26 protein-coding genes are annotated in these 25,536 nt (G+C 60.2%); 11 read left to right on the top strand and 15 right to left on the bottom strand.

What is annotated here, in order from left to right:
• Window positions 1-95 precede the first annotated feature (95 nt).
• Window positions 96-4,652: a dermonecrotic toxin domain-containing protein gene (locus tag OKW98_RS11395; RefSeq protein ID WP_265389246.1), complete on the top strand. Its 4,557-nt coding sequence runs from the start codon at window positions 96-98 to the stop codon at window positions 4,650-4,652.
• A gap of 286 nt (window positions 4,653-4,938) precedes the next feature.
• Window positions 4,939-6,333: a Si-specific NAD(P)(+) transhydrogenase gene (sthA, locus tag OKW98_RS11400; RefSeq protein ID WP_265389247.1), complete on the top strand. Its 1,395-nt coding sequence runs from the start codon at window positions 4,939-4,941 to the stop codon at window positions 6,331-6,333.
• A gap of 42 nt (window positions 6,334-6,375) precedes the next feature.
• On the opposite strand, the gene OKW98_RS11405 is transcribed toward sthA, so the two are convergent.
• A complete protein-coding gene (locus OKW98_RS11405) occupies window positions 6,376-7,098 on the bottom strand; it encodes a glycerophosphodiester phosphodiesterase (protein WP_133776925.1) in 723 nt (240 codons plus the stop codon).
• A gap of 60 nt (window positions 7,099-7,158) precedes the next feature.
• On the bottom strand, window positions 7,159-7,752 hold the full coding sequence (locus tag OKW98_RS11410) for a PilZ domain-containing protein (RefSeq protein ID WP_237253978.1): 594 nt from the start codon (window positions 7,750-7,752) through the stop codon (window positions 7,159-7,161).
• Between the two features lie 148 nt (window positions 7,753-7,900).
• Between OKW98_RS11410 and OKW98_RS11415 the strand changes: the two genes are divergently transcribed.
• The 5 genes from OKW98_RS11415 (at window position 7,901) to queF (ending at window position 12,601) form a co-directional block, all read left to right on the top strand.
• Window positions 7,901-9,151 carry a lipoprotein-releasing ABC transporter permease subunit gene (locus OKW98_RS11415; protein ID WP_108119677.1) on the top strand — a complete coding sequence of 417 codons (1,251 nt, stop codon included), beginning with the start codon at window positions 7,901-7,903 and terminating at the stop codon, window positions 9,149-9,151.
• A 7-nt stretch (window positions 9,152-9,158) separates the two neighbouring features.
• On the top strand, window positions 9,159-9,842 hold the full coding sequence (lolD, locus tag OKW98_RS11420; RefSeq protein WP_265389248.1) for a lipoprotein-releasing ABC transporter ATP-binding protein LolD: 684 nt from the start codon (window positions 9,159-9,161) through the stop codon (window positions 9,840-9,842).
• A gap of 69 nt (window positions 9,843-9,911) precedes the next feature.
• The gene (locus OKW98_RS11425) at window positions 9,912-11,156 is read left to right on the top strand and encodes a lipoprotein-releasing ABC transporter permease subunit (RefSeq protein WP_265389249.1); all 1,245 of its coding nucleotides are present in this window, start codon (window positions 9,912-9,914) and stop codon (window positions 11,154-11,156) included.
• 3 nt (window positions 11,157-11,159) lie between these two features.
• Window positions 11,160-11,690 (top strand): cupredoxin domain-containing protein, encoded by a 531-nt coding sequence (locus tag OKW98_RS11430; RefSeq protein WP_265389250.1) that lies wholly within the window; start codon window positions 11,160-11,162, stop codon window positions 11,688-11,690.
• A gap of 80 nt (window positions 11,691-11,770) precedes the next feature.
• Window positions 11,771-12,601: an NADPH-dependent 7-cyano-7-deazaguanine reductase QueF gene (queF, locus tag OKW98_RS11435; RefSeq protein ID WP_265389251.1), complete on the top strand. Its 831-nt coding sequence runs from the start codon at window positions 11,771-11,773 to the stop codon at window positions 12,599-12,601.
• Window positions 12,602-13,019: 418 nt separating this feature from the next.
• On the opposite strand, the gene OKW98_RS11440 is transcribed toward queF, so the two are convergent.
• Both OKW98_RS11440 and OKW98_RS11445 read right to left on the bottom strand, forming a co-directional pair.
• Window positions 13,020-13,283: a DUF4404 family protein gene (locus OKW98_RS11440; RefSeq protein ID WP_237253984.1), complete on the bottom strand. Its 264-nt coding sequence runs from the start codon at window positions 13,281-13,283 to the stop codon at window positions 13,020-13,022.
• A gap of 111 nt (window positions 13,284-13,394) precedes the next feature.
• On the bottom strand, window positions 13,395-14,030 hold the full coding sequence (locus OKW98_RS11445) for an HAD family phosphatase (RefSeq protein WP_265389252.1): 636 nt from the start codon (window positions 14,028-14,030) through the stop codon (window positions 13,395-13,397).
• Between the two features lie 201 nt (window positions 14,031-14,231).
• On the opposite strand from OKW98_RS11445, the gene OKW98_RS11450 reads away from it, so the two are divergent.
• Window positions 14,232-14,933, top strand: coding sequence for a VacJ family lipoprotein (locus OKW98_RS11450; RefSeq protein WP_265389253.1), 702 nt, complete (start codon window positions 14,232-14,234; stop codon window positions 14,931-14,933).
• 97 nt (window positions 14,934-15,030) lie between these two features.
• On the opposite strand, the gene OKW98_RS11455 is transcribed toward OKW98_RS11450, so the two are convergent.
• Window positions 15,031-15,330 carry a PilZ domain-containing protein gene (locus OKW98_RS11455; RefSeq protein WP_265389254.1) on the bottom strand — a complete coding sequence of 100 codons (300 nt, stop codon included), beginning with the start codon at window positions 15,328-15,330 and terminating at the stop codon, window positions 15,031-15,033.
• A 265-nt stretch (window positions 15,331-15,595) separates the two neighbouring features.
• Between OKW98_RS11455 and rssB the strand changes: the two genes are divergently transcribed.
• Together rssB and rssC are read left to right on the top strand one after the other, a co-directional pair.
• Window positions 15,596-16,777 carry a two-component system response regulator RssB gene (rssB, locus tag OKW98_RS11460; protein ID WP_265389255.1) on the top strand — a complete coding sequence of 394 codons (1,182 nt, stop codon included), beginning with the start codon at window positions 15,596-15,598 and terminating at the stop codon, window positions 16,775-16,777.
• The gene (gene rssC / locus OKW98_RS11465; protein WP_265389256.1) at window positions 16,777-17,259 is read left to right on the top strand and encodes an anti-sigma factor antagonist RssC; all 483 of its coding nucleotides are present in this window, start codon (window positions 16,777-16,779) and stop codon (window positions 17,257-17,259) included. The genes rssB and rssC overlap by 1 nt, the downstream gene beginning before the upstream one ends.
• A gap of 250 nt (window positions 17,260-17,509) precedes the next feature.
• Here rssC and OKW98_RS11470 read toward each other — a convergent pair whose 3' ends face one another.
• The 8 genes from OKW98_RS11470 to OKW98_RS11505 form a co-directional block, all read right to left on the bottom strand.
• Window positions 17,510-18,229 carry a carbonic anhydrase gene (locus OKW98_RS11470; RefSeq protein ID WP_265389257.1) on the bottom strand — a complete coding sequence of 240 codons (720 nt, stop codon included), beginning with the start codon at window positions 18,227-18,229 and terminating at the stop codon, window positions 17,510-17,512.
• A gap of 307 nt (window positions 18,230-18,536) precedes the next feature.
• Window positions 18,537-19,463, bottom strand: coding sequence for a transaldolase (gene tal / locus OKW98_RS11475; protein WP_265389258.1), 927 nt, complete (start codon window positions 19,461-19,463; stop codon window positions 18,537-18,539).
• Between the two features lie 340 nt (window positions 19,464-19,803).
• On the bottom strand, window positions 19,804-20,112 hold the full coding sequence (gene csgH, locus OKW98_RS11480; protein WP_265389259.1) for a curli-like amyloid fiber formation chaperone CsgH: 309 nt from the start codon (window positions 20,110-20,112) through the stop codon (window positions 19,804-19,806).
• Window positions 20,113-20,117: 5 nt separating this feature from the next.
• A complete protein-coding gene (locus OKW98_RS11485) occupies window positions 20,118-20,627 on the bottom strand; it encodes a curlin-associated protein (protein ID WP_265389260.1) in 510 nt (169 codons plus the stop codon).
• On the bottom strand, window positions 20,611-21,513 hold the full coding sequence (locus tag OKW98_RS11490; protein WP_265389261.1) for a CsgG/HfaB family protein: 903 nt from the start codon (window positions 21,511-21,513) through the stop codon (window positions 20,611-20,613). The genes OKW98_RS11485 and OKW98_RS11490 overlap by 17 nt, the downstream gene beginning before the upstream one ends.
• 52 nt (window positions 21,514-21,565) lie before the next feature.
• Window positions 21,566-22,552, bottom strand: coding sequence for a hypothetical protein (locus tag OKW98_RS11495; protein WP_265389262.1), 987 nt, complete (start codon window positions 22,550-22,552; stop codon window positions 21,566-21,568).
• 54 nt (window positions 22,553-22,606) lie between these two features.
• Window positions 22,607-23,053: a curli assembly protein CsgF gene (locus tag OKW98_RS11500; RefSeq protein WP_265389263.1), complete on the bottom strand. Its 447-nt coding sequence runs from the start codon at window positions 23,051-23,053 to the stop codon at window positions 22,607-22,609.
• Window positions 23,050-23,493, bottom strand: coding sequence for a CsgE family curli-type amyloid fiber assembly protein (locus OKW98_RS11505; RefSeq protein WP_265389264.1), 444 nt, complete (start codon window positions 23,491-23,493; stop codon window positions 23,050-23,052). Before OKW98_RS11505 ends, OKW98_RS11500 begins: the two co-directional genes overlap by 4 nt.
• A 451-nt stretch (window positions 23,494-23,944) precedes the next feature.
• Between OKW98_RS11505 and dusA the strand changes: the two genes are divergently transcribed.
• The gene (gene dusA, locus OKW98_RS11510) at window positions 23,945-24,955 is read left to right on the top strand and encodes a tRNA dihydrouridine(20/20a) synthase DusA (protein WP_265389265.1); all 1,011 of its coding nucleotides are present in this window, start codon (window positions 23,945-23,947) and stop codon (window positions 24,953-24,955) included.
• Between the two features lie 44 nt (window positions 24,956-24,999).
• On the opposite strand, the gene OKW98_RS11515 is transcribed toward dusA, so the two are convergent.
• Both OKW98_RS11515 and OKW98_RS11520 read right to left on the bottom strand, forming a co-directional pair.
• Window positions 25,000-25,284 (bottom strand): type II toxin-antitoxin system RelE/ParE family toxin, encoded by a 285-nt coding sequence (locus OKW98_RS11515; RefSeq protein WP_265389266.1) that lies wholly within the window; start codon window positions 25,282-25,284, stop codon window positions 25,000-25,002.
• Window positions 25,274-25,516: a CopG family ribbon-helix-helix protein gene (locus OKW98_RS11520; protein ID WP_265389267.1), complete on the bottom strand. Its 243-nt coding sequence runs from the start codon at window positions 25,514-25,516 to the stop codon at window positions 25,274-25,276. The genes OKW98_RS11515 and OKW98_RS11520 overlap by 11 nt, the downstream gene beginning before the upstream one ends.
• Window positions 25,517-25,536: the final 20 nt, after the last annotated feature.

Raw genomic sequence — 25,536 nt, forward strand, 5'->3', positions numbered from 1 at the left:
GATGAGCCCATTCCCGATTTAACTCGCCGCAAATGCACTCAGTGGCCGAAGGGTCGTTGAGTGTTTCTCACCCAACTGCACGAGTTAACTGGCCAATGAGCCCGACTATCGATTTGATTCATGTTTTTTCCCGACGTCCTGTGTTGGGCGATATCACCCTTGCACGGCTGCGCAAGGCGCTGGATCAGGAATTCCCGAACCTTGATATTGACCCTCGTACGTGCGTCATCACCCGGTCAACCCCTGGCGGTGCTCAGCACGCGGAAACCCTTTTGAGAAATATGCAGCAGGCGTTTCTGAGTGGTAAAACCCCGCGCTGGAACACCACGGTCAACACGCTGGTGCTGCAGCCCGAGGTCCCCGGCGCGACAGGCACGCCGATCGATTTCGAACGACTGAACCTGCTGGTCGACACCCTTTCTCTGGAGCTGATCGAGCACTTTCAACAGGCGCTTGTTGCATTCTGGGCGACGACGGGCAGTCAAAGTCCTTGGGCGGGGATGTCCGATGCGCTCAAGCAACATTATTCGAAAGCACTGGCCGACACCCCGGGCCTCCACCAGAGCGAGCGCGAATTACTGCGCGCCATCGCGGGTTTCGCCGACAAGACTCAACGGGACTTCATGGTCGCGCTCGACAAGACCCGTGCGGACGACGTCATTCGTGCCTGCATTCCTTATCAAGGTCTCGGCAGTTCTTCCCAGGACGTCGCGTTGCCAGTGCTGGTCGTCATCGGTGTCTGGCGCGGCGTTGAAGTGTTTCTCACCTGGCATCCGCCGGGCGTAGTGGTCAGGCATGCGTCCCACGCTGACCTCCTGTCGAGTTTCAACCTTGTCGACACAGAGGCGCAGCCCGCCTCCTGGACGCTGCGTGAGCCAGAGCACGACATATTCGACGCCTTGGCCGGGGCGGTGCTTGAGCGGCAACTGTGGCGTGTCGGTAACGCGGGTCGTGCCGCAGTGCAGGATTTCGCCAGCGTCGAGCAGCGCCTCGCGGCAGTGACAGACATCACGCCTCTTTTGCTGCCTCGGGTTCCCGGCATGGAAAGCGCTGAAACACTTGCGCCGTGGTTGCAGGGCGCCAGTGCGACTGACCGCATGGATTTCAGCCGACGGGTGATCGCATTGGCGGACGCTCAGGCGAGGTCGGGTGGAAGAACCTTTGATGAAGGCTTGCCGCCGCTTCTCGACTACGCCCATCAGCAATTGCAGCGGGCACTGCTGGCCGACCATCCAGAGGCCACCGATGTGTCGGTCGCCGATCTGCAGGTCGTTATCAGCAAAGTAGTTGCCGTGGCAGTGCCAAGCGGTGGTCAGGTCATCACCTCAGGTGCTGTCGAGCCGATACGCCTCACCGTCGCCGAATTTGCGCTGGACAACCTTTCGGGTCAGCCGGCCGGTGCCTTGAAGGTGGTGCGTCGGGACGGCAAGCCAGTGCCCGCGTGGTTCACGGCGGACTACCTGAGGTTGCTGGTGTGTCAAGTGAACATCGGGCGCGATTATCCTGCGCTGGTGGCGCGAGTTCTGCTGAATGACGCCAGTGAGTCCGCCAGGCGCCAGGCGCTTTATATCGATCAACTGCGCGCCCAATTGCCCCTTCAGGCATTGGAGCAGAAAATTCGCGCCGCCTCGCACTTTTGTGCCGCGGCGTATGGCCTGGTGGCCGCGCTGGTGCTGCCCCAGGATCAGCGCCCGTCGGCGCTGCGCGACACCACGCTGCGTCCGCTGGCCTTTCGCGCCCGCGCAGGGGCCCCGGCCGACGTGGTGACGAACATGTTCGTGATCGGCGATCGTGACCCTGGCAGAGGCCCGGTGGTGCTGTATCGGCCGCTTTCGCGTCAATCGTTGAGCGAATACAGCTCCCTGGAGGCCTTGCGTGGGGCAATCGCCGAAGCAGGCGAACTTCAGGAAGAGGTCCTGACCTGGATGACCGATCACGCACGGCAGGTGTACGCCAATGGCGGATTCGATCAGCCGCATGTGCTGCGCTTCGGTCAGGGCTCGGAATTCGCGCCTCTGGAAACGCCGTCGCCTGCGCAGCTGGCGCTCGACGAGGTCGCAGGTGAGCCGCTGATGGCGTTGTACAGGGCAAACACATCAGCGCTGATTGACCTGGCGGACAGGCAGTCAACCTCCAACGCCGAAAGTCGCTGGGCGTTGCTCAAGCGTGGCGGCTGGCTGGCGCTGGGCATGGTCATGCCTCTCGTCTCCGGGCCGGTCAGTACTGCGCTGTGGCTGGTGCAGCTCATGGCCGATGCGCAAGCCGCGGTGTCTGCCGGCAGCGATGCCGGCGCAAGCAAGCGCGCCGAATCCATGGCCACCCTGCTGCTGACCGTGGCGATGCTGTTGTTGCACAACGGATTGGGCAATGGCGCGAGCCCGGGCCGCCGGTACACGCCCTTGCTCGCCCGGCCGACCCTGGCCGAGCTGTTCGCAGCGCGCCCGGTGTCTGCACCCAAGCCCGCCGCTGTGGCTGTTTCACCGCCTGCAAGCCTCAGCGCCCGGCTGGAGTTTTCCTGGGCACGGCCCGATCTGAGACTGAACACCGCCCAGCGGGCAGCCCTGCAAACGTTCGAAGTCGTGCCGAAACCCCCACTCACAGAGGCGTCATCCGCCGCTGGCACCCAAGGTCTCTATGAGTGGCACGGCGCTTTGTATGCGCCCCTGGATGAGGCCGTCTATCAAGTCAGGGTCAGCGACAACGAAGTGCAGATTGTTGATCCCCACAATGCGCACCGCACCGGGCCTCGGCTTGCGCGGGACGGCGAGCGTTGGCGCCTGGACCTGACCCTGCGCCTTAACGGAGGAGGGCCCAAGCGTAGCGCTCGGCAACTGGCCCTGGAAAACGCTGCCCGGCTCAAGCGGGTCAATGCGCAAAAGGCCGAGCTGATCCAGCGCCAGACTGAGCTTTACGCCAGGATCGTCGAAAACGACAACCGCTTCGACAGTCTGCCAATCGACCAGCACCCGGCGGTGATTTCGGCGCTTGAGACGGACATCCGCGAAGTGATCACGATCATTGACCGCAAAACCGAACTCGACCAGCAGCTAAGGCCTGCCGACCGAACCAGCGACAAGGTCTACGCAAAAGATCTGCAAGGCATTGCACGGCGCATTTGCCTGCTGGAGGGCGTGCTGTTGAGCGACATGCTGACCCTGGCCAAGGAAGACCTGGTGCAGATGCGTGCCTTGTCGAACCAGGTCTCTGCCGAGAATGTCGGGCTTTATCTGGCACTGTTTGAAAAGTCGCTGGTGCTGCAAGAGACCGGCGTGAAGTGGTCACTTGTCAGGGAAGGCCTGTGGCAAAGGCTGCGGGCTGTTCCGAAAGTCGGTGAAGCCTATTGGCGCACGGAAGCGCTGGAGTTCTATAACAGCCGCATGTTTGCCATGCTCGACTGGAGGGCCAGCCGCATGTGGTCGTCCCTTGAGTTGTGCTTCAAGCCTGAAAGCATCATTGATGGCCATAAAGCGGTCAACTTCAAGCGCCTGCTCAATGACGACGACCTGCATGGGGCGCTCATCTCCCAGGCCGAACTCGAGAAGCCGCACGATTATTCGATCGCCCAACAGATCTGTGTACTGGAGAGTTCACTGCGCGAGTACGACCGCGCGTCGATGGTTGCGCTGGCCGCGTTCGAAAGCGAGCCGGAGGCCATGAACACCGAGCATTTCCAGCGTTTCTTCGATGATCTGTCGGTCATTTCCGATCGCGCCGAGCACCGGCTTTCGGACCTCATTCGCGAGAGCGAGGAACCCGCAGACACACCGGCCGAGTATGTCCCCAGGGTGATGCAGACGCGCAAACGAGTGATCAAGACCCGCGGCCAGCGCACCTTGATCGGCCGTCTGCGCGAGGGTGAGGAGCCTGCCCTGGGCGAGGTGGTCGAAGTCCAGGCAGCCACAGGTGATCGAGTCATTGGCGCCTATCACCAGCACGCCGAAGGCGAGTGGGTCGAGCTGGAGGCGCAGAGGCCCAGGCCTGTCAGTCGTGACAGCCTTGTGCCGCTGACAGAGCTTATGCGCCGCGCACAGGCCCTGCTGGAGCGCGTCGAACCGGACATCGCCAATGCCGTACGCCAATCGAGGCGCGCCAACGAGCCCGAGGACATGGAAGATATTCTCGGGCAAAAAGCCGACAAGCTTCGGGACCTCGTGCAGAAGCTGCAGGTTCATGGGAATGATCCTTATGCCGGGGAGAGCGCTTCTCAAGCGCTGGAAGGGATGATGGCGCAGCTGCGGGCCGGGGAGGCTCGGCTGCGTGAGCAGGGCCGTCAGTTGCGAATCGAGATGATCAAGCGCCAACCGCCGACGGCCAGCCGCGTCAGTTATCTGGATCGGCAGCGGGAAGTGAATATCTCCAGTTTCGACGGTCGAAAAAACATGTCGGGGGCTCGACGCGACGACTTCGTGCAGGAATATGCCATCCGTGACAAAGACGGTCAGTTGCTGTGGTGGGCCCACTTTCACTATGGGAGCGCAGATGCCGCAGCGGATAAGTTTACCGCTGCCCATTTGAAGCTTCCGCAGCAACGCCTGTTGGGTTACAGGGCGTTGCTCAAGGCCGCCAAGGACAACAAGGAAGTGGTGAGCATTTATCGCAGCACCATTGGCAAGGAGCTTGCGCAGCGCTTGTTCCTGCATCTGGCTGAGTGAATTCCTCGAGCCGCTGTAGAGACAGATGCCTGGGCGTGCGATTTTTTTAGGATTCGTCACGCAGGGGATTTATCATCCGCAGCAATTCTGCAGTCGAGTGTGGTTTCCCGCACTCGACCTGCGGCAGCGCAGAGACGTCTGCCGGGGACGCGACCAAGGGTTAATGGTCGTTTCCGTTCGGTGAGACTAGACTGCGCCGCGAGTTTCGATCCTTCATGCCGCCAGCAGCGGCATGATTCAGCCGGAGGCACCAGAGTGGTGTCTCGGCCAGTTCTGAGGAGTACGCATGGCTGTCTACAACTACGACGTGGTAGTGCTGGGTTCAGGCCCGGCGGGTGAAGGCGCGGCGATGAACGCTGCCAAGGCCGGGCGCAAGGTTGCCATGGTCGATAGCCGTCGCGAGGTTGGCGGCAACTGCACGCACCTGGGCACGATCCCGTCGAAGGCCCTGCGTCACTCGGTCAAGCAGATCATCCAGTTCAACACCAACCCGATGTTCCGCGCCATTGGCGAGCCGCGCTGGTTTTCGTTCCCGGACGTTTTGAAGAACGCCGAGAGGGTCATCGCCAAGCAAGTGGCGTCGCGCACCGGTTACTACGCGCGCAACCGTGTCGACGTGTTTTTCGGCACCGGCAGCTTTGCCGATGAGCGCAGCATCGACGTGGTGTGCAATACCGGTATCGTGGAAAAACTGGTCGCCAATCAGATCATTATCGCCACTGGGTCGCGGCCTTATCGCCCCGCCGATATCGACTTTTCCCACAAGCGTATCTATGACAGCGACACCATCCTCAGCCTCGGTCACACGCCACGCAAACTGATCATCTACGGCGCAGGGGTCATTGGTTGTGAATACGCATCGATCTTCAGCGGTCTCGGTGTCGAGATCGAACTGATCGACAACCGTGACCAGTTGCTGAGCTTCCTCGACTCGGAAATTTCCCGGGGCCTGAGCTATCACTTCAGCAACAACAACGTGATGGTTCGCCACAACGAGGAATACGAGCGCGTTGAAGGGCTGGACAACGGTGTGATCCTGCACCTCAAGTCCGGCAAGAAGGTCAAGGCCGACGCCTTGCTGTGGTGCAACGGCCGTACCGGCAACACCGACAAGCTGGGTCTGGAGAACGTCGGCATCAAGGCCAACGGTCGCGGGCAGATCGATGTCGACGAAGCCTATCGCACCAGCCAGCCGAACATTTATGGCGCAGGCGACGTGATCGGCTGGCCGAGTCTGGCCAGTGCGGCGTACGACCAGGGCCGGTCGGCGTCCGGTAGCGCGGTCGATAACGGCGCGTGGCGGTTCGTCAACGACGTGCCGACCGGGATCTACACCATCCCTGAGATCAGCTCCATCGGCCAGAACGAACACGACCTGACCATCGCCAAGGTACCGTACGAAGTGGGCAAGGCGTTTTTCAAGAGCATGGCCCGCGCGCAGATTTCCAACGAGCCGGTCGGCATGCTGAAAATCCTGTTTCACCGGGAAACCCTGCAGATTCTCGGCGTGCACTGCTTCGGCGACCAGGCATCGGAGATCGTGCACATCGGTCAGGCGATCATGAACCAGCCGGGGGAGTTGAACAGCATCAAGTACTTCGTCAACACCACGTTCAACTACCCGACCATGGCCGAGGCCTACCGGGTCGCGGCGTACGACGGCCTCAACCGGCTTTTTTGAGCGGCTCCGGCCGGTGGCCTGAGCCGGCCGGGGAGACCGATTTCAGTACTTCCCAAGGGTGGCGCTGGCCAAACCGGGAAAGTCTGTAATCAGGCTGTCAACGCCGAAGTCGGCGAGTCTGCGCATGAGCGCGGGCTCGTTGACTGTCCACACCGACACATGCAGGCCCTGGTTCTGGGCTTTCTTCAGGCGCTCTGGCGTGCACAACGTCCAGTTCAGCGCGAGTATTTCGCAGCCGTATCCTTGCGCCACTTTCAGCGGGTCAAGCCAGGCGTATTCGGCCACCAGTCCGCGTGAAATGTCCGGCGTCAGCTCCAGCGCCGCGCGCAGCACTTCCCGAGAACTCGACGTGATCGTCACTTTGTCCAGCAGCCCGTGGCGCTGAGCCATTTCGCGGATGGCCAGCACCGTTGTCGCCGCACGGGTGCGCGACGCGCTTTTGACCTCCAGCTGCCAGTGATCGAAGGGGCATTTCTCGAACAGCTCTTCCAGCCGTGGAATGGGGCAGGGTTGTACCCAACCGGGACCGCCCTTGCGCGCGTCGTAGGTGACCAGATCAGCGGCATCGTGTTCGACGACCTTGCCGCGCCGGTCCGTGGTGCGCTTGAGCGTCGGGTCGTGGATCACCATCAGTTCGCCATCGCGGGACAGGTGCAGATCCAGTTCGCAGCGTTTGACGCCGTGTTTGAGGCATTCCTGAAAGCTGGTCAGGGTGTTTTCCGGTGCTTCGCCCTTGGCGCCGCGGTGGCCGTAAATAATGGTCACAATCACTCCTTGGTAGGCATAGCGCTGGAATAAGTCGGGCTGGAACAGGTCGCGCTGGAATCAGTTCGGCTTTGCGTCGGGGTCGGTCTGCTCCCGGGCCAGTCGCCGTTGCGCGGCTTGTCGTTGCAGGATGTGTCGGGCGAGCAGTTGGCGCTGGGCGTCGGTGAGGTCGATCCACTCGGTGCCGACGTCAAAATCGCCGATGGTCAACGCATGACACTGCGTCACCCGGGCGCGCAGCATCATCCCTGAAGCCTGGGGCATCAGCACCATTTTCACCGACAGCAGGGTGCCGGGCGGGAAGGGTTGAGGGGTCTCGAATTGCAGGCCGCCTTCGGACATGATCACGCGCTGCGGGGCGCCGAGCTTGCCCAGCGCCGTGTGCGCAACCACTTGGCCGAGCAGGTCGATGCGCTTGCTCATGGCCCGAAGGAAGCTGTTGGTGGTGCGGTCGCGATCATCCAGCTGGCGCAGCAGGTGCTGGGATTCGAACTCGGCGACGTGTAATTCGCTCAGCAGATCGAACAGCGTGGACGTGTCGTGATGGCCAGGTTCATCTCCCGTGCCGGGGCCGGCGATGCGGTTAATTTCCAGTGCGACGCTGTCCTCGATACGGTAGTATTCGCGGCGTTCTTCTTCATCTAGTGTCGGCATGGCGAACCCGTGTTAGCGGCGGTTGTCAGAGTGATTGCTCAAAATCATAGCTCAGCTTTTCGAGCAAGATCGGGCGGTGATTCGAGTGTAAAGCCGCTTGCCCAGGCCCGCCACAAGGACGTTCCCATTCCTTCGAACAAGCCCCTACATGTTCAGACCTCTTTTTGTATTCATCGGCACGCGCTACACCCGTGCAAAGCGCCGTAATCATTTTGTCTCCTTCATTTCCCTGACGTCGATGATCGGCCTCGCCCTGGGCGTGGTCGTGATGATCGTCGTGCTCTCGGTCATGAACGGCTTCGACCATGAGATGCGCACCCGCGTGCTGGGCATGGTGCCCCACGCCACCATCGAGTCCGGCGAGCCGATCAATGACTGGCAGGCCCTGGCTGCCCGCGTCAAACAGAACAAACAGGTTGAAGCCGTTGCGCCGTTCACCCAGATGCAAGGCCTGCTGACCAACAACGGCAATGTGCAGAAGATCCTGCTCAATGCCATCGACCCGGCGCAGGAGCGCAAGGTGTCGATCATCGACGGCTTCATGAAGCAGGGCAGTCTTGACGATCTGGTCGCGGGCGGCTTCGGCGTGGTGATCGGCGACAAGGCCGCGACCAAGCTCGGTGTCGGAATGGGCGACAAAGTCACCTTCGTCTCCCCTGAAGTCACCGTGACACCTGCCGGCATGTTCCCGCGCATGAAGCGCTTCACCGTGGTCGGCATCTTTCATGTCGGCGCCGGCGAGCTGGACGGCTACCTGGGCGTCACCAATCTGCAGGATCTGGCGCGCCTGCACCGCTGGAAGCCGGATCAGGTGCAGGGCTTGCGCCTGAAATTCACCGATCTGTTCAAGGCGCCACGCACGGCATATGAAATCGCCCAGAACCTCGGCGAGCACCAGTATTACTCCCGCGACTGGACGCGCACCCACGGCAACCTCTATCAGGCGATCGGCATGGAGAAATCCATCATCGGCCTGCTGCTGTTGCTGATCGTGGCGGTCGCGGCGTTCAACATCATTTCCACGCTGGTCATGGTGGTCAACGACAAACGCGGTGACATCGCCATTCTGCGCACGCTGGGCGCGACCCCGGGCCAGATCATGGCGATCTTCATGGTGCAGGGTACGGTCATCGGTGTGGTCGGGACGCTGATCGGTGCCGGGGTCGGCATTCTTGCGGCGCTCAACGTCAGTTCGGCGATTTCGGCGCTGGAAGGCCTGATCGGCCACAAGTTTCTCAATGCGGATGTCTATTTCATCGACTATCTGCCTTCGCAATTGATGGCCCAGGACGTGCTGCTGGTATGCGGCGCGGCGCTGGTCCTGAGTTTCCTCGCCACCCTGTATCCAGCCTGGCGTGCTGCGCGCACCCAGCCGGCGGAGGCGCTACGTTATGAGTGAGTCGGGCATGAGTGATAAAGCTGTACTGAGCTGCCGCAACCTGGGCAAATCCTACGAGGAAGGTCCGGAATCCGTGGTCGTCCTGTCGGGCCTGCAACTGGAGTTGCACCCCGGCGAGCGCGTGGCGATCGTCGGCAGTTCGGGGTCGGGCAAAAGTACCTTGCTCAACCTGCTTGGCGGCCTCGACACGCCCACCGAAGGCAGTGTCTGGCTGGCGGGCGAAGAGCTTTCGGCGCTGAACGAAAAGGCTCGCGGCCTGCTGCGCAATCGCGCTCTGGGCTTCGTCTATCAGTTCCACCATTTGCTGGCCGAATTTACTGCGCTGGAAAACGTCTGCATGCCGCTGCTGATCGGCAAGACGCCGATTCCTGAAGCCCGTCAGCGCGCGACCGCGCTGCTGGAGCGGGTAGGGCTCAAGCATCGCCTGGCGCACAAGCCATCTGAGTTGTCGGGCGGCGAACGTCAACGGGTGGCGATTGCCCGCGCACTGGTCAACCAGCCGGGTCTGGTCATGCTCGACGAGCCAACCGGTAACCTCGATTCCCACACCGCACAAGGGATTCAGGACCTGATGCTGGAGCTGAGCACGTCGTCGCGCACCGCGTTTCTGGTGGTGACCCACGACATGACGCTGGCCCGGCAGATGGACCGCGTGTGGCGGCTCGAAGACGGCCGTCTGGTCGAAGCCTGACCCACACAACCGATGTCTCTCGGGCATCGGCTTTTTCACTTTTAGCTGCTTAGTTACGGTGCTCCACGAATGTTCAGACCGTTATCCATCTTTATCGGTACGCGCTACACGCGGGCCAAGCGTCGCAACCACTTCATCTCGTTCATTTCCATGACCTCGATGATCGGGCTGGCGCTGGGCGTGCTGGCGATGATCGTGGTGCTGTCCGTGATGAACGGTTTCCAGCAGGAAATGAGTTCGCGGATCCTCGGCATGGTGCCCCACGCAGTGATCTCCGGCGTGAAGCCGCTGGACGACTGGCAGCCGGCCGCAAAGGCGTCGCTCAAGAACCCACAAGTGACGGCCGCCGTGCCGTTCACTGAAATGGACGGCATGCTGTCGTACAAGGGCTCGATGCAGCCGATTCAAATCAACGGCGTCGACCCGGCGCTGGAATCCAAAGTCTCCATCGTCACCCAGCACATCGTGCAGGGCCGGTTGCAGGACTTGAAGCCGGGCGAATTTGGTGTGGTGATCGGCGAAATCACGGCCCGGCGCTTTCGCCTGAACGTCGGCGACAAGCTGACACTGATCGTCCCGGAAATCAGCAGTGCCCCGGGCGGCATCACCCCGCGCCTGCAGCGTTTGACGGTGGTGGGCGTGTTTAAAGTGGGCGCCGAGCTGGACGGTTCCATGGCGCTGGTCAATGTCGCGGATGCCGCGGTCATCCAGCGCTGGCAGCCCAATCAGGTGCAGGGCGTGCGCCTGGCGCTGACCGATCTGTACGCCGCGCCCCAGGTGTCCACGGCCATTGCCGCCGGCCTCGGTGCGGACTACAAGGCCGATGACTGGACCCACACCCAGGGCAGCCTGTTCAGCGCAATGAAGATGGAAAAGACCATGATCGGCCTGTTGCTGCTGATGATCGTTGCCGTGGCGGCGTTCAACATCATCGCCACGCTGATCATGGTGGTGAACGACAAGGGCGCCGACATCGCAATCCTGCGCACCATTGGCGCCACCCCTGGGCAGATCATGACCATCTTCATGGTGCAGGGTACCGTCATCGGCATCGTCGGCACTGTGATAGGTGGCGTGCTGGGCGTGATCGCAGCGATCAACGTCAGTCAGATCGTCGGCTGGGTCGAGCGCGTGACAGGCCAGCACATCTTCACCTCGGACGTGTACTTCATCAGCAATCTTCCGTCGCAGCTCGAAGGCAGTGATGTGGCGCTGATCTGCAGTGCCGGGTTTATCCTCAGCTTCCTGGCAACGATCTACCCGGCCTACCGCGCTGCACAGATCCAGCCGGCCCACGCGTTGCGCTACGAATAGGAGATGCCCATGTTGCCTCGTCTTTTCGCTGCTGCCGTGCTGCTGGGTGTGAGCGTCTCATCGCAGGCTTCCCCTGGCGAGCAATTCGCCTTCGGGCAGGCTGCCGATGCCGCTCAGGCAACGCGTACGGTGGACGTGACGCTGGGCGATATCTATTTCGAGCCAAAATCCCTGGACGTGAAAAAGGGCGAGACCGTGCGGTTTGTGCTGGTCAAGAAGGGCCGGCTGTTGCACGAGTTCAACCTCGGTGATGCGGCGATGCACGCGGCCCACCAGCAGGAAATGCTGAAGATGGTTGCCAGCGGCATGCTCACCCCGACCGGCATGAAGCACGACATGGCCGGGATGGACCATGGTATGTCGCACGCCGAGGGGGCCATGAAGCACGACGACCCTAACAGTGTGCTGGTCGAACCCGGCGAGACTACGGAGCTGACCTGGACGTTCAACGACGCCACGGGCCTGGAGTTCGCCTGTAATCTTCCCGGGCATTATCAGGCGGGCATGGTCGGCAAGGTGGCGATCAGTCAGTAAACGCTGAAAACCCGGGCCGAACCCGATAAACTTCGCGGCCTTGGTTTTAACAGCCGCTTTTTTCAGGTTCAGGTCCCGTCATGCATCCCGCAGCCGAACACTCGCCGCTGGGCAAGTCCAGCGAATACATCGCCACGTACACCCCGTCGCTGCTGTTCCCGATTCCGCGCGCCGCCAAGTGGGCGGAGCTGGGACTGACCGCCGAGACGCTGCCTTATCAGGGTGTCGATTTCTGGAATTGTTACGAGCTGTCGTGGCTGCTACCGTCGGGCAAGCCAGTGGTGGCCATTGGTGAGTTCAGCATTCCGGCTGACTCGGCGAATATCATCGAATCCAAGTCGTTCAAGCTGTACCTGAACTCGCTCAACCAGACCGCGTTCGCGTCTGAAGCCGAACTGATCGCCACCCTGGAGAAAGACCTGTCAGCCGCCGCAGGCAAACCGGTTGGGGTGCGCATTCGCAGTCTGAAGGACATCGAGGCCGAGGGTATCGTTGCGGTGCCGGGTGTGTGTGTCGATAACCTGGACGTCAGCATTTCAAGCTACGACCGTCCTCAGCCCGAACTGCTGCGCTGCGATGAATCGCGTGTGGTGGACGACGCGCTGCACAGCCATCTGCTCAAATCCAACTGCCCGGTGACGAGCCAGCCTGACTGGGGCAGTGTCGCGGTGGAGTACCGCGGCGCGGCGCTGGATCACGCAAGTTTTCTGGCGTACATCGTCAGCTTCCGCCAGCATTCGGATTTCCATGAGCAGTGTGTGGAACGCATATTCATGGACCTGCAGCGCTTGCTGAAGCCGGAGAAACTGACGGTGTATGCGCGTTACGTGCGGCGGGGCGGGCTGGACATCAACCCGTACCGCAGCACCGAAATGCTGACGCTGGAGAACGGGCGTCTCGCGCGGCAGTGAGGCATTGTTGCCCCCACTTGTTGGAGCCAGCTTGCTGGTGAGCGCGGTGGGTCTGAAACGAAGATGTCGACTGACCCACCGCATTCGCGGGCAAGCGCGCTCCTACAGGGGATCTCGGCAACGCAGGCGATCGTCGGCGCACACAAGATCCGTAGGAGTTGGCTGGCTGGCGAACCCGAATGCTCAGACGATGCGAGGGTGACTGACACGCCGCATTCGCGGGCAAGCGCGCTCCTACAGGGGATCTCGGCAACGCAGGCGATCGTCGGCGCACACAAGATCCGTAGGAGTTGGCTGGCTGGCGAACCCGAATGCTCAGACGATGCGAGGGTGACTGACACGCCGCATTCGCCAGCAAGCCGGCTCCTACGATATCGAGCCGGTCTGTTTCAATGAGGTGAGCGCGCGGATGCCTGAATCAGATCCCCATGCTGCCCAGCGACACCAGAACATTGCGCAATGTGGTGGCGATGGTGGGGTGATCGACTTCAAATCGCTCGACCGCCAGGTTGACGCCATCGGCAATGCTCGGGTCCTGGGACACTGTCTCGAGTTCGATCTGTGCCTGGATCTGCTCCATGACCTCGGTCAGATTGCCGCGCTCCTCCAGAGTCAGCTGTGGATTCTGCTCAAGTTGCTCGCGCAAGGTGTTGAGTTGTAGTTGCAAGTCACTGACGGACATGGGGTCTTCCTTAATCTGATGGGTCTCTCGATGGACCGCAATGCGCAAGCAAAGGTCCTTGACCGCCCTAGACTAATCCACTCCGGGCCGCTGTGCATGACCCCCGTCATCTCAGGGCTTTTCCGACTTCTGCCGGCGGAGGGTGATATCGGCCAGGCACGACTCCAGATCGCCCAGATGATCGATGACCGAATGCGCGCCGGCGGCATACAGTTCAAGTGTGGCGCGGCCGCGACGGCGCTCGCGATCCAGATCGCTCAAGGCCGCCCATTGCTCGGGCGACAAACCGCACAGCGGCCCGCATGACGCGAGCCCGACCGTCCATAGCCCTGCGTTGATGCCGGCCATGAGCAGGCGCGGATCGCCGCTGACCAGCACGCAGCCGTCCAGTTGCTTGACGCCGAGGGTCATCAGCGCCTGCCAGCATGCATCAGGTGCAGGCCAGCGGTTGGTCGGCGCGGGCGTGGGCAGAATCAGGGCGCTGAGCGGCGCAGCCAGCTGGTCGGTGATGGAGGAGGGGTATTCATCCATCCAGGCGCAGGGAATGCCGTGCTGCTTGAGATGCTTCAACGCGTTGAGCGCACCGGGCGCTAGCATTGCGAAGGGCTGGGCGTCCTTTGAGACAAGAGACTTGCCATCACTGTCGAGCAGCGTGCGCGTCTGGGCGCCGAAGTCGACGAGGCATCCGCTGAGTCCGAACAATACAGCGGTGAACGACGGAGCAGCGACGGCGACCGGGGCGAGCATGGCATTCCCTCTCAAAGCCGTTGACGCTAAGGGATTGCCATGACAAATCGATGACTGAATGATGACAGTGATCCAGGATGTTTATTGCCCTACAAAACCCCGACCATTTCAGCGACGTAAATAGTCACAGAAGGCTTTATACTCCCGCCTTTGGTTTGGGGCGTAGCGCCCGCTTCATTACTTTGACTGGGAGTCTCAGCTATGCCCGAGAACGGTGCAGGCTTTATCAATCGTCTGGTTCGAACGTGCGTGTGGGCCAGTCTGGCCGTGGCGCCGATGGCTGCAAACGCGGCAGACGAAGATCCATGGGAAGGCGTCAACCGTGCGATTTTCCGTTTCAACGACACCGTCGACACCTACGCGCTGAAACCCATCGCCCAGGGCTATGAGTTCATCACGCCGCAGTTCCTCGAAGACGGCATCCACAACATGTTCAAGAACGTCGGCGAAGTGACCAACTTTGCCAACGACGTGCTCCAGGCCAAGCCTGAAGCCGCTGGCGTCGACACCGCGCGCCTGATCTTCAACACCACCTTCGGCCTGCTCGGCTTCTTCGACGTCGGCACCAAGATGGGCCTGCAGCGCAACGACGAGGACTTCGGCCAGACCCTCGGTCATTGGGGCGTGGGTAGCGGTCCTTTCGTGATGCTGCCGTTGTTCGGTCCGAGCACCGTGCGTGACGCCTTCGCCAAGTACCCTGACACCTACACCCAGCCTTGGCGCTACATTGATCATGTGCCGACGCGCAACACCGCGCTGGGCGTGAGCCTTGTCGATACCCGTGCCAGCCTGCTGTCGGCTGAGAAGCTGATCAATGGCGACAAATACATCTTCATCCGCAACGCTTACCTGCAGAACCGCGAGTTCAAAGTCAAAGACGGCAAGGTCGTCGACGACTTCTGATCCAGCCGGTCTGGAAAACGATGCTAAAAAGGCGACCTGAGGGTCGCCTTTTTATTTTCGCTATTTTTCGAAATTGTGACGGAGTTCCGGGCTGCCGTCACTTCATCGCCAGGATCGTCAGGCCCAGTTTCTGCTCGCCGCCGTCGATGTCGGCAATCCAGACCACCTCGGTATCGGCCTCCAGGCCTTTGAGCGCGGCGTGCTCGGAGTCGATGCTCACGCTGATCTTGTCACCCACCTGAAACGAGCGCGACGCCTGTATCTGCATGCCGGAGCTGGATAAATCCACGCAGACCGCCGGGATAATCTGGCCGGCGTAGATCAGGCTGATGTCCGCATCGACCCGCATGCGAATGTAATCCCGTTTTTCTTCGTAATCGCGATCGAGCTGGCCCATGGCACATCCTTTGTTTTGATTGGTGATTTAACGGTTCTTATAACTCCGGGCGATTTGCGATGTAAAGACGCCGCTCGGCAGCGGGGCCACGCTTGAAACGCCAGGCGGATGGGAGTACCGTCTGCGCCTTGAAGGGCAGCTCTGTCATGTGAAGCGTTTGACCAAAAGTCCGCTACCTGAGCCAGAGAGGCTAGAAGCGAATCCAGTACGCGGGCTGACTGCAACCAGCCGCCTACGCCAACCTAATCTGGCGCCGTTTGCCCACATGCAAAAAACCAGTGCCACGCTGCTGATCATCGATGACGACGAAGTAGTGCGCGCGAGTCTCGCGGCCTATTTGGAAGACAGTGGGTTCAGCGTTCTGCAAGCCGGTAATGGCCTGCAGGGTCTACAGACTTTCGAGCAGGAAAAGCCCGATCTGCTGATCTGCGATCTGCGCATGCCGCAGGTGGGCGGTCTCGAGCTGATTCGTCAGGTCACCAGCCTTGCGCCGGAAACGCCGGTCATCGTGGTGTCTGGCGCAGGCGTGATGAGCGATGCCGTCGAAGCGCTGCGCCTTGGTGCTGCCGACTACCTGATCAAACCCCTCGAAGACCTCGCCGTGCTTGAGCACTCGGTCCGCCGTGCACTGGATCGGGCGCGCCTTATCCACGAAAACCAGGAATACCGACAGAAGCTGGAGACCGCCAACCGCGAACTCGAGGCCAGCCTGCACTTGCTGCAGGAAGACCAGGACGCGGGCCGTCAGGTGCAGATGAACATGCTGCCCACCAGCCCATGGGCCATCGACGCGTTCGAATTCGAACATGAGATCATCCCGTCGCTGTACCTGTCGGGCGATTTCGTTGACTATTTCCGGGTCGATGAGCGCCGCGTCGCCTTCTACCTGGCGGACGTGTCCGGCCATGGTGCATCGTCTGCGTTCATCACCGTGCTGTTGAAATTCATGACCACGCGCCTGCTGTTCGAATCAAAGCGCGGCGGCAGCTTGCCTGAGTTCAAACCTTCTGACGTGCTGGGCCACATCAATCGCGGGTTGATCAGCTGCAAGCTGGGCAAGCATGTAACGATGGTGGGCGGAGTGATCGACGAAGACACCGGGCAGTTGACCTACAGCGTCGGCGGCCATTTGCCGCTGCCAGTGTTCTACACCCCGGGTGAAACGCACTACCTTGAAGGCCGTGGTCTGCCCGTCGGGCTGTTCAACGAAGCCACTTACACGGATCACGTCATTGATCTGCCGGAGTCCTTTAGTCTGACGCTGCTGTCTGACGGCATTCTGGACCTTCTGCCAGGTGATACACTCAAAGAGAAAGAAGCCAACTTGCCCGAACTGGTCAAGGCGGCGGGGGGCAGCCTGGATGGTCTGCGCCAGACGTTTGGATTGGCCACGCTAGGGGAGATGCCGGATGATATCGCCTTGTTGGTGTTGAGCAGGAACCTTTAATGAGTACCGGTAGAATCCAGTTCGCGGAGCAAGACGGCACATTCGTCCTCAAGTTTGTGGGTGAAGTGCGTCTGACGCTGTGCTCGGCGTTGGATGCGACAATTGAACGAATCTTCACCTCGATGAATTTCTCGACGGTGGTCATCGATCTGACCGAAACCCGCAGCATCGACAGCACGACCCTCGGTTTGCTGGCCAAGCTGTCGATCCTCTCGCGCCAGAAGGCCGGGTTGTTGCCGACGGTCGTCACCACCCACGAAGACATCACCCGCCTGTTGCAGTCCATGGGCTTCGATCAGGTGTTCAACATCGTCGGTCGGCCTATTCCGCGTCCTGAAGCCCTGAGCGACCTGCCGACCCAGGATCAGTGCGAAGAGGTGGTCAAGGCCAAGGTCCTCGAGGCCCACAAGATCCTGATGGGCTTGAATGACTCGAACCGCGAAGCCTTCCGCGATCTGGTCAACGCGCTCGAACACCCGTAGCAACGCCAGTTACACGCCCGCCTCTGAATAGAGCGCTCTGGTCCTGAGACAGGATTAAATTTGTTTCAGCACATTAAAACGCCCGGTGCATCGCATCGGGCGTTTTGTATATCAGCGGTAGATGTGGCCGCTCATCGTTATCGATTTCACTGCCCGATATCCCCTTCGAGAAGCTTGCCCTGCAGTGCGCGTCAGTCAACGCGCGCTGGTTAGGATGGGTTCGAGGCAATTGTTCCGAGCGTGAGCCTGTTTATACGTCGAAGAATTCAACCTGACCATTTTCCAGCGAGTAATAGGCGCCAACCACGCGAACCTTGCCTTCCTTGATAGGGTTCACCAGTGTTGGCTCAGACGCCGTGCGCAAACGCTTGACGGTTCGCTGCACGTTGCTCTTCACCGAGTCTTCCAGCAAATTGTTGGTATTTTTAGCCTTGGCAAGGAGCACTGCGGGAATGATCGGCTCGATCATTTCGCCAATGGCCCCGGGGTAGACGGCGTTGTCTTCGACAACCGAAACCGCCGCAGCCACCGCGCCACATTTTTCGTGGCCCATGACCACGATCAACGGCACGCCGAGCTGACTCACTGCATATTCGATCGAGCCCAACGCCGTTGTGTCGACGGTATTGCCGGCGTTACGAACAATAAACAGCTCGCCCAGACCACGGCCGAAAAGCAGCTCTGGTGGTACACGTGAATCCGAACAGGAAATCAATACGCAAAAAGGTGTTTGTCCTTTGGCAATCTCCAGACGTCTTTCGCGGTTGGTTTCGATCTTGGTTTCCTTGCCACTGACGAAGGCCTTATTACCTTCGCGCAGCGTCTCCAGCGCTTGATCAGCGGTCAGCGCAGTGCGCGGAGAAGCCGGTAATGCGGCAAACGCGGTTATTGGGAGTTGCGCCATAACAGCAGCTGCTGGCAGGCAGCAAGCGCACTGCAGCATTTTTCGGCGAGACATCGTTGGATTCATTAAAACCTCGGCGCGAAAGGGATATAAATGTTAAGTGTTGGATCCCAAAGTTGGCACTGTAAGCCTGCCACTTCACCTTCAGTTAATAAATGGATCGATAACTTTTTGCAACTAGTTAACGTTAACGGAGAAGAAAGGAAATACAACATTGGCAGAATTGAGTATCGAAACTTCAGGTTTGCGAGTGCAACCCCATAACGAAGAGCGGCCACGTCTATCGCTGAAATGCAAAACGCCCGATGCGATGCACCGGGCGTTTTGAGGCTGAAACAGGTGTAGACCTGTTCCAGGGCTGAACACTGAAGCGTCAGGCTTTGTTGGACAGCATTTTTTCCATTGCTACCTGGTCACGGGCGAACTGGCGAATGCCTTCGGCCAGTTTCTCGGTGGCCATGGCGTCTTCGTTGGAAGCCCAGCGGAACTGGCTTTCGTTGAGGGTCACGCGCGGTTCGCCGCCGTTGCCCGGCTTGAGTTTCTGCTCCAGCGTGCCGTTGTCTTCTGCCAGTTTCTGCAGCAGGTCAGGGCTGATGGTCAGACGGTCGCAGCCGGCCAGTTCTTCGATCTGGCTGAGGTTACGGAAGCTGGCGCCCATGACCACGGTCTTGTAGTCGTTGGCCTTGTAGTAGTTGTAGATGCGGGTCACGGACTGCACGCCCGGATCTTCTGCACCGACGTAGTCTTTGCCTTCGGCTTTCTTGTACCAGTCGTAGATGCGGCCCACGAATGGCGAGATCAGGAACACACCGGCGTCGGCACAGGCCTGGGCCTGGGCGAAGGAGAACAGCAGGGTCAGGTTGCACTGAATGCCTTTCTTTTCCAGCACTTCAGCGGCCTTGATGCCTTCCCAGGTCGACGCCAGCTTGATCAGGATGCGGTCGCGGCCGATGCCGAAATCTTCGTACAAACCGACGATGCGGTCGGCGCGCTCGATGCAGGCCTGGGTGTCGAACGACAGGCGCGCGTCCACTTCGGTCGATACACGGCCTGGCACCACTTTCAGAATTTCACGGCCGATGGCGACGGCGAAACGGTCGCTGGCGACGTTGATGTCGTTGTTGCTGCCGGTGAACGCTTCTTTCAACCGGTCGCTGTTGCTCTCGCTGGAAGCGGCCTTGAGCAAGAGCGAAGGGTTGGTGGTGGCGTCGACGGGTTTCAGTTTTTCGATGGCGGCGAAATCGCCGGTGTCGGCAACGACGGTGGTGAATTGCTTGAGTTGTTCCAGCTTGGAAGTCATGAGCGTGCTCTGTCCTGTGGTTGTGCTGACATTACCCGAGCGCCGCCGGTCACTCAAGGGCGTAAACCGCGACAGACACGTGGGTTTAGACGCCTGCATTTGCGCAAACGGCGTACCTGCGTGTTAGCCATGATCCGGGCGATGCGCGCTTTTTCAGAGGGCGGCGCAGGGTCATGGTCTGTCGGTTCCCGAGGAGGGCGGATACTCGATCCAGACTGGTTGGAGCCCGGACCGCCCGGGATGTTCCCGGCGCCTGGCATCTTATCCGCTGACGGTCAGGGACTGGCCGGGGCAGGGTGCTCTGAGCGGCTAATCCTTATAAACCAGTCTCGGGTCGGAATCAGCGAGCGGTCGTCTCGCCGCAGTCGCTGTCCACTGATTTGATCAGCGTGGTCTGGTCGAAGACTTCCAGATGAACCTGACACGTTGCATCGGCCGGCAGGTTCAGGCTCACGCTGTTCGCCGCGACGCCACTCTGCAGATCGCCCTGCTGATTGATGGCGGAGGTGCCCTGCGCGCTGCTCTGCCTGACGGTCATTCGGTATTGCAGCGTCAGGGGCGCAGGATTCTCCACGTGCGGGCGGATCACCACCGTCGAGCCGCTGCGCTGGGCGTCAACCGTCACCACCAGCTGCGTAAAGTCCATCATCAAGGTCACCGTTGGGTCGCGCTGGCGTTCATGTTGTCGCCGAACTGCTTGATGGAGACGGCGCCGCCGAATCCGGCCTGGGTAACGCTGGCCTGGTTGGCCTGGCCGTACTGCCCGACGAAGGCTTGATTGTAGGCGCCGCTCTGAACCACGCTCGCGGCGTTGTCAGAGCCCTGCTGCGTCACGCCGGTCTGGTTGCTGTTGCCCGACTGACTGACCTGCGCGGTGTTCGCCGTGCCGGTCTGCTGCGCAGTGATGGCATTGTTGACGCCGCTCTGGTTGACCACCGCCTGGTTGCGACTCCCGGTCTGACTCACTGCCTGATTCTGTCGCGCCCCGCTTTGATCAACGCGAGCATTGTTATAAGTGCCGATCTGCAAAATGGTGGCGACGCTGTTGCCGACGGTGATGTCCGCATAGCGGTCTTCGCGCACCAGATCCTGCGCCTGGGCGAGCGTGCCGGTGAGCAGCAGTGCCACTGCGATCCAGCCGAATTCTTTAGCGTTGCGTTTCATTCTTCTCTCCTGTGGCAACGATGTCCTTGTCCGCATCAGCCAGCGGCAAGGTGGTCATCTGTTCGTCGTAGCTCTGCAGATAGCTCTGCAGCAGCGGTTTGTTCAGGTCAGCAGGGTTTTTCAGGTTCCAGCTGCCGTCCCGCGCACCTTGGGCAATCATGTGGATCAGCGCGGTTTCGATGGCCTCGCGCACGCATTGCTGCACGGGCTCGTTGCGCGACACCCCGGTCTCGACCTCCAGCAGGTGCTTGAGGGAGACGAATCGAAAGATGCCGAAATCGACCTGAATCGAGAATATGGTCTTGGTGGTGGTGATGCTCTGGATGATGTCACCGGTGCGGATGTCCACCGCCCTCAGGTTGACGGTCACCTGATCCTGGCGATAAAGCTCCGAGGGCCCGACACCGAGGTAACGAACGCCGATGCCGCCGGTGCGCACGTTGCTTTCGTAGGCGACGATGGCGCCTTCGATGATCATGTTCGCCGGCCGCAGCGCAGGCAGTTGCACCTGGGCCTGATCCTGGGGCTGCTCCAGCGCGCGGATGATTTTGCGCTCGGTGAGCAGGTCCTGAAGATTCTCGCGCTCCACCGGTTTGAACCAGCGTGAATCGCGCAGGGCGCTGATCAGCAGCGACGCGGCGCCTTGGGTCACCGAGGTGGAGAACGAGCTGTCGGGCGACGGTTTGTACTGCCCGGTCTGGTCGCGCAGGCCGTACACCGCAACGCTGATGGGGCCAGCGGGGGGCGGCAGGTGGGTCAGGTCACGCAGGCTCTGGGTCGCAGGTGACAGCGTGGCCGGGGAAATGGTCGCGGCAGGCCGAGACGTGGTACAGCCGCCAATCAGCATGACGGCGGTGAACATCAACATGAGGGGACGGACGCGCATACTTTCTCTTCCCGCAAGAAAACCCCGCCAGACCCTGGCGGGGTACATCATCTTAGTGTTGGTAGATCGTTGCCACGTTGCCGCTGCCGCCGGTCTGGCTGACGTTGGCGACCATGTTGTTGCCGGATTGAGTCACGCCGATCAGGTTGACGGACTGATACGTCCCGGCGCCGCTCTGGCTCAAGATCGCTCGGTTGTTGTTGCCGGTCTGCAGCAGGGTATCTTCGTTGTTGAGGCCGGTCTGGGTGCTGGACGCGTAGTTGTTGTTGCCGGACTGCTGCACGTCTGCCTTCATCGACATGCCGGTCTGGGAAATCGAGAGGGTGTTGAAGTCGCCGCGCTGCTGGGCGTTGGCGACGGTGGTGAAGGAAGTGCCCGTCTGCTGAATCGAGCCACTATTATTGTTGCCGTTCTGCTGCAGGGTAGCGGACACCAGAGGGGAGTTATTCTGTTGCGAAACAGTCCCGGTATTGCCGTTGCCCGCCTGGGTGACTGTGCCTGTCACGGTGTTGTTGTTTTTCTGCTGCGAAACGCTCGCCTGGTTGTAGCTGCCGGCCTGGGAGATGGACGCGCTGACGCGCGAGCTGTTGCCGGTTTGCGAGGTGCTGGCGGTGTTGTTGTTGCCGCCGCCCTGGGTGACGTAGGCGCCGGTGCTGTAGTTGCCTTGTTGATCAATCGTCGCTTTGCTGTAGCCCCCGGATTGATCCAGCCTGGCGATCTGCGGTTGAGGGCCGCCAGCGTTTTGAGTGATGGAGCCCGTATTGTTGTTCCCCGCCTGTTTGGCGCTGGTGATGTTGTAATAGCCGGTCTGATTGATCGTCAGGTTGCTGTAAGTGGCCGTCTGGTTGATAGCGCTTGCGCCGTTACGGCCGCCGTTCTGATTGACGGTGACAGTGGACTGGGTGGCGCCTTGCTGCTCGACGCCAAGTTTGTTGTCGGAACCTGCCTGGGTGGTGTTGACGGTGCTCGAGTCGGCCATGGCCGCACCGGAGACAGCAAACAGGATGGCCAGAGACAGTAAGGATTTGCGTGCTTGCATGGTGATCTTCCTTATTCAATGTTGTAGTTGTGGGTATTGCGAGTGCGACGGGTCTTACGGTTGATTCACTTGAAACTGGGTGGTCTGGCCGGTGTTCTTGTCGGTGGTGACGATCTGCAGCAGGCCGCCTTGCAGGTTGGTGATTGCGATGCGGAAGTCAGTGGTTTCGACGGTGCCCGGCACCAGTTGGCCGTTGGCGCCGACGATGCTGGACGTCACTGCCGACGACACCCGGCTGAGAATGGCGCTCTGCAACATGCTGTTGAACTGGGTCAGCGCGGTCTGCCCGGCGTAGGCGCCGGACGATGAAGACTTTTCGACGTAATGGTTTTGCGCCTGGGCCTGATTGAGCAGCACCGGGCCGTTCAACGGATTGCCGCCAAACGACGGGTTGTTCGGCACATACGCCAGTTCGCTGGCCTGGACGCTTGAGCAGATACCGGCCATAAAGGCGAGGCTGCCAACAACCCACACACTGCGGTTAATAGTGAGTGCTTTCATAGTTCGTCTCGCCCCATGTCCGGGTCGCCAAAGAATTGTGCCAATTGATAATCAAGAATGGCCTGGTACACCTGACCGGCCGCGTCGGCTGCAATGGCCGGAATAAGCGTGCGGTTAGGTGGCAGGAACATTTGAAACAACCGGCGATTGCCGTAATCCACGAACACCTGACTGCCTAAGCGCGCAGTGGGTCGTTCAGTAATGGTGACGGTGAACGTTTCCGCTTCATCTTTCTCACGCCAGGTATTGGCGAAACTGTCATAAAACGTCCGACCTGCCAGGGTCATGGTCTGCCCGATCACAATGCCGCCGACGTCCCGGTGGTTAAGCGTCCTGTGTTGTTCAACCGTCGCGGAAGTGTTCACGCTGGGCTGGGCAAACGCCGTGGTGGCGGCGCACAGGAGCAACAGCCACAGGCAAATAACCTTTAGGGTTGTCATGTTTGTACGTTCGTGTGTGCAGGTTGTTACTTGTTATATCTCAATAAAAATACTTTGCCAGTGGTTGATTAAAATAAAGTTCATTTATTTTGTTGGCGTCAACTTCCGTTCTTATTTAACTAATACTGTTCAGGGCGTAGTGGAGTAACAGGGGTGCGAATTAATGGCGTCAAATAATTTGCCGGAAGATAGCTTAATAAAGTCAGTGTCTATTGATGTGTAAAGAAGTGCGTTTGAAAGAGGGTTGTTAGCTTACTAATGCTTAGGGTGATCGTTAAGTGTAAGGCTGTGGGGTGTGAATTAAGTTGTCATAAGTTTTGACCACCTGCGTAATTACTTTCTGGCTGAAGCCCGGTTCTGCAGGGCGCGTGTTTTCAGCAGGATCGGCTTCAGCCGGGCGTGCGAGCTGTTAGAATGCGCGTCCTCTTCGCCCGACCTGCTTATTGCTCCCATGCTGCCTATCACAGAACCCCGTACCGACCGCCTGTCGTCCGAGCCCTCGCGGCGTTTTTCCGTGGCCCCCATGATGGACTGGACGGACCGTCACTGCCGTTTCTTCCTGCGTCTGCTGTCGAAAAAGGCGCTGCTGTACACCGAGATGGTCACTACCGGCGCATTGCTCCACGGCGACACCGAGCGCTTCTTGCGCCACGACGAGACGGAGCATCCGCTGGCCCTGCAACTGGGCGGCAGCAACCCGGCCGACCTTGCGGCCAGTGCGCGTCTCGCTCAGGCAGCGGGTTACGATGAAGTCAATCTCAACGTCGGTTGCCCGAGCGATCGCGTGCAGAACAACATGATCGGCGCGGTGTTGATGGGGCATCCGCAGCTGGTGGCCGATTGCGTCAAAGCCATGCGCGACGCGGTGACCATTCCGGTGACGGTCAAGCACCGCATCGGCATCAACGGCCGCGACAGTTACGAGCAGCTGTGCGAGTTCGTCGGCACCGTGCGCGACGCCGGCTGCAACAGCTTCACTGTGCATGCCCGGATTGCCATTCTTGAAGGCCTGTCGCCCAAGGAAAACCGTGACATCCCGCCGCTGCGTTATGACCTCGCCGCGCAACTCAAGCAGGACTTCCCGGAACTGGAGATCATCCTCAACGGCGGTATCAAGACCCTGGAGCAGTGCCAGGAGCACCTGAACACCTTCGACGGTGTGATGCTCGGTCGCGAGGCGTACCACAACCCGTACCTGCTGGCAGGCGTGGACCGCGAACTGTTCGGCAGCGACGCCCCGCAGATCACCCGCGCCGAAGCCTTGGCGCTGCTGCGCCAGTATGTGCAAGCGCACATACGCGACGGCGGCTCGATGCACCACATCACCCGCCACGTGCTGGGTCTGGGCACCGGCTTCCCCGGTGCGCGCAAGTTTCGGCAGATGCTCTCGGTGGACATTCACAAGACGGACGATCCGCTTGCGCTGCTGGATCGGGCGGGGGCGTTGCTGGAGGGGCGGTGAGGTTGGGGGAGCCTATAGGCTCCCGGATTTCGGATTATTGACGGTCACCACTTCGCGCGCGGCCGCTGTTTCGTATGGAAAATCCTCAGAATTTGCAGCCGGTCGCCGACAACTCGATACGGTATCAAATAGGACCAGTTCGGTACCGCCCATTCCCGCGTGTTTTTGACCCGACCCTCACGTCCCATACCGGGAAACAAAACCAGGTTATCAACGCTCGCGAAAATGGCATCGGCGAAATCGTCAGCGGCCTCTGGATTCTCCAGCGCAATATAATCGGCTTCATCTTTGAGGTTCTTGAGGGCTTGTTCCAGCCACTCAACTCGCATCCCGACCCCAACGCCGGGCGCGCATCGCCGCGACTTGCTGGTCGCTTGCGAATTTTCCTTCGTCCGCCTCAATCACCGCTTGCTCGATCTGGGCGGTGAGAGTCTTTTCGTGTTCGATGTAGTCACGAAGGACATCCATGGCCAGATAGCTTGCGCTCTGGCCATGTGCCTTGGCGAGATCGGCGAGGGAGTTGGATAGGTCTTCCGGGAGGTTCAGCGATAGTCCGGTCATGGCAACCTCGACATTGAGTG

It is taken from the genome of Pseudomonas sp. KU26590, assembly GCF_026153515.1.
GTDB lineage: Bacteria > Pseudomonadota > Gammaproteobacteria > Pseudomonadales > Pseudomonadaceae > Aquipseudomonas.

What these genes read in the sequence shown, in the direction of transcription:
- OKW98_RS11470 (WP_265389257.1), bottom strand. Translation starts at nt 18,229, where the DNA reads ATGAATCCAACGATGTCTCGCCGAAAAATGCTGCAGTGCGCTTGCTGC.
- OKW98_RS11495 (WP_265389262.1), bottom strand. Translation starts at nt 22,552, where the DNA reads ATGCAAGCACGCAAATCCTTACTGTCTCTGGCCATCCTGTTTGCTGTC.
- rssC (WP_265389256.1), top strand. Translation starts at nt 16,777, where the DNA reads ATGAGTACCGGTAGAATCCAGTTCGCGGAGCAAGACGGCACATTCGTC.
- OKW98_RS11520 (WP_265389267.1), bottom strand. Translation starts at nt 25,516, where the DNA reads ATGACCGGACTATCGCTGAACCTCCCGGAAGACCTATCCAACTCCCTC.
- OKW98_RS11425 (WP_265389249.1), top strand. Translation starts at nt 9,912, where the DNA reads ATGTTCAGACCGTTATCCATCTTTATCGGTACGCGCTACACGCGGGCC.
- OKW98_RS11395 (WP_265389246.1), top strand. Translation starts at nt 96, where the DNA reads ATGAGCCCGACTATCGATTTGATTCATGTTTTTTCCCGACGTCCTGTG.
- OKW98_RS11445 (WP_265389252.1), bottom strand. Translation starts at nt 14,030, where the DNA reads ATGCTCGCCCCGGTCGCCGTCGCTGCTCCGTCGTTCACCGCTGTATTG.
- csgH (WP_265389259.1), bottom strand. Translation starts at nt 20,112, where the DNA reads ATGATGGACTTTACGCAGCTGGTGGTGACGGTTGACGCCCAGCGCAGC.
- OKW98_RS11485 (WP_265389260.1), bottom strand. Translation starts at nt 20,627, where the DNA reads ATGAAACGCAACGCTAAAGAATTCGGCTGGATCGCAGTGGCACTGCTG.
- OKW98_RS11440 (WP_237253984.1), bottom strand. Translation starts at nt 13,283, where the DNA reads ATGTCCGTCAGTGACTTGCAACTACAACTCAACACCTTGCGCGAGCAA.
- OKW98_RS11410 (WP_237253978.1), bottom strand. Translation starts at nt 7,752, where the DNA reads ATGCCGACACTAGATGAAGAAGAACGCCGCGAATACTACCGTATCGAG.
- OKW98_RS11455 (WP_265389254.1), bottom strand. Translation starts at nt 15,330, where the DNA reads ATGGGCCAGCTCGATCGCGATTACGAAGAAAAACGGGATTACATTCGC.
- lolD (WP_265389248.1), top strand. Translation starts at nt 9,159, where the DNA reads ATGAGTGATAAAGCTGTACTGAGCTGCCGCAACCTGGGCAAATCCTAC.
- queF (WP_265389251.1), top strand. Translation starts at nt 11,771, where the DNA reads ATGCATCCCGCAGCCGAACACTCGCCGCTGGGCAAGTCCAGCGAATAC.
- OKW98_RS11430 (WP_265389250.1), top strand. Translation starts at nt 11,160, where the DNA reads ATGCCCATGTTGCCTCGTCTTTTCGCTGCTGCCGTGCTGCTGGGTGTG.
- OKW98_RS11450 (WP_265389253.1), top strand. Translation starts at nt 14,232, where the DNA reads ATGCCCGAGAACGGTGCAGGCTTTATCAATCGTCTGGTTCGAACGTGC.
- tal (WP_265389258.1), bottom strand. Translation starts at nt 19,463, where the DNA reads ATGACTTCCAAGCTGGAACAACTCAAGCAATTCACCACCGTCGTTGCC.
- OKW98_RS11515 (WP_265389266.1), bottom strand. Translation starts at nt 25,284, where the DNA reads ATGCGAGTTGAGTGGCTGGAACAAGCCCTCAAGAACCTCAAAGATGAA.
- rssB (WP_265389255.1), top strand. Translation starts at nt 15,596, where the DNA reads ATGCAAAAAACCAGTGCCACGCTGCTGATCATCGATGACGACGAAGTA.
- OKW98_RS11505 (WP_265389264.1), bottom strand. Translation starts at nt 23,493, where the DNA reads ATGACAACCCTAAAGGTTATTTGCCTGTGGCTGTTGCTCCTGTGCGCC.
- OKW98_RS11500 (WP_265389263.1), bottom strand. Translation starts at nt 23,053, where the DNA reads ATGAAAGCACTCACTATTAACCGCAGTGTGTGGGTTGTTGGCAGCCTC.
- sthA (WP_265389247.1), top strand. Translation starts at nt 4,939, where the DNA reads ATGGCTGTCTACAACTACGACGTGGTAGTGCTGGGTTCAGGCCCGGCG.
- OKW98_RS11415 (WP_108119677.1), top strand. Translation starts at nt 7,901, where the DNA reads ATGTTCAGACCTCTTTTTGTATTCATCGGCACGCGCTACACCCGTGCA.
- OKW98_RS11490 (WP_265389261.1), bottom strand. Translation starts at nt 21,513, where the DNA reads ATGCGCGTCCGTCCCCTCATGTTGATGTTCACCGCCGTCATGCTGATT.
- dusA (WP_265389265.1), top strand. Translation starts at nt 23,945, where the DNA reads ATGCTGCCTATCACAGAACCCCGTACCGACCGCCTGTCGTCCGAGCCC.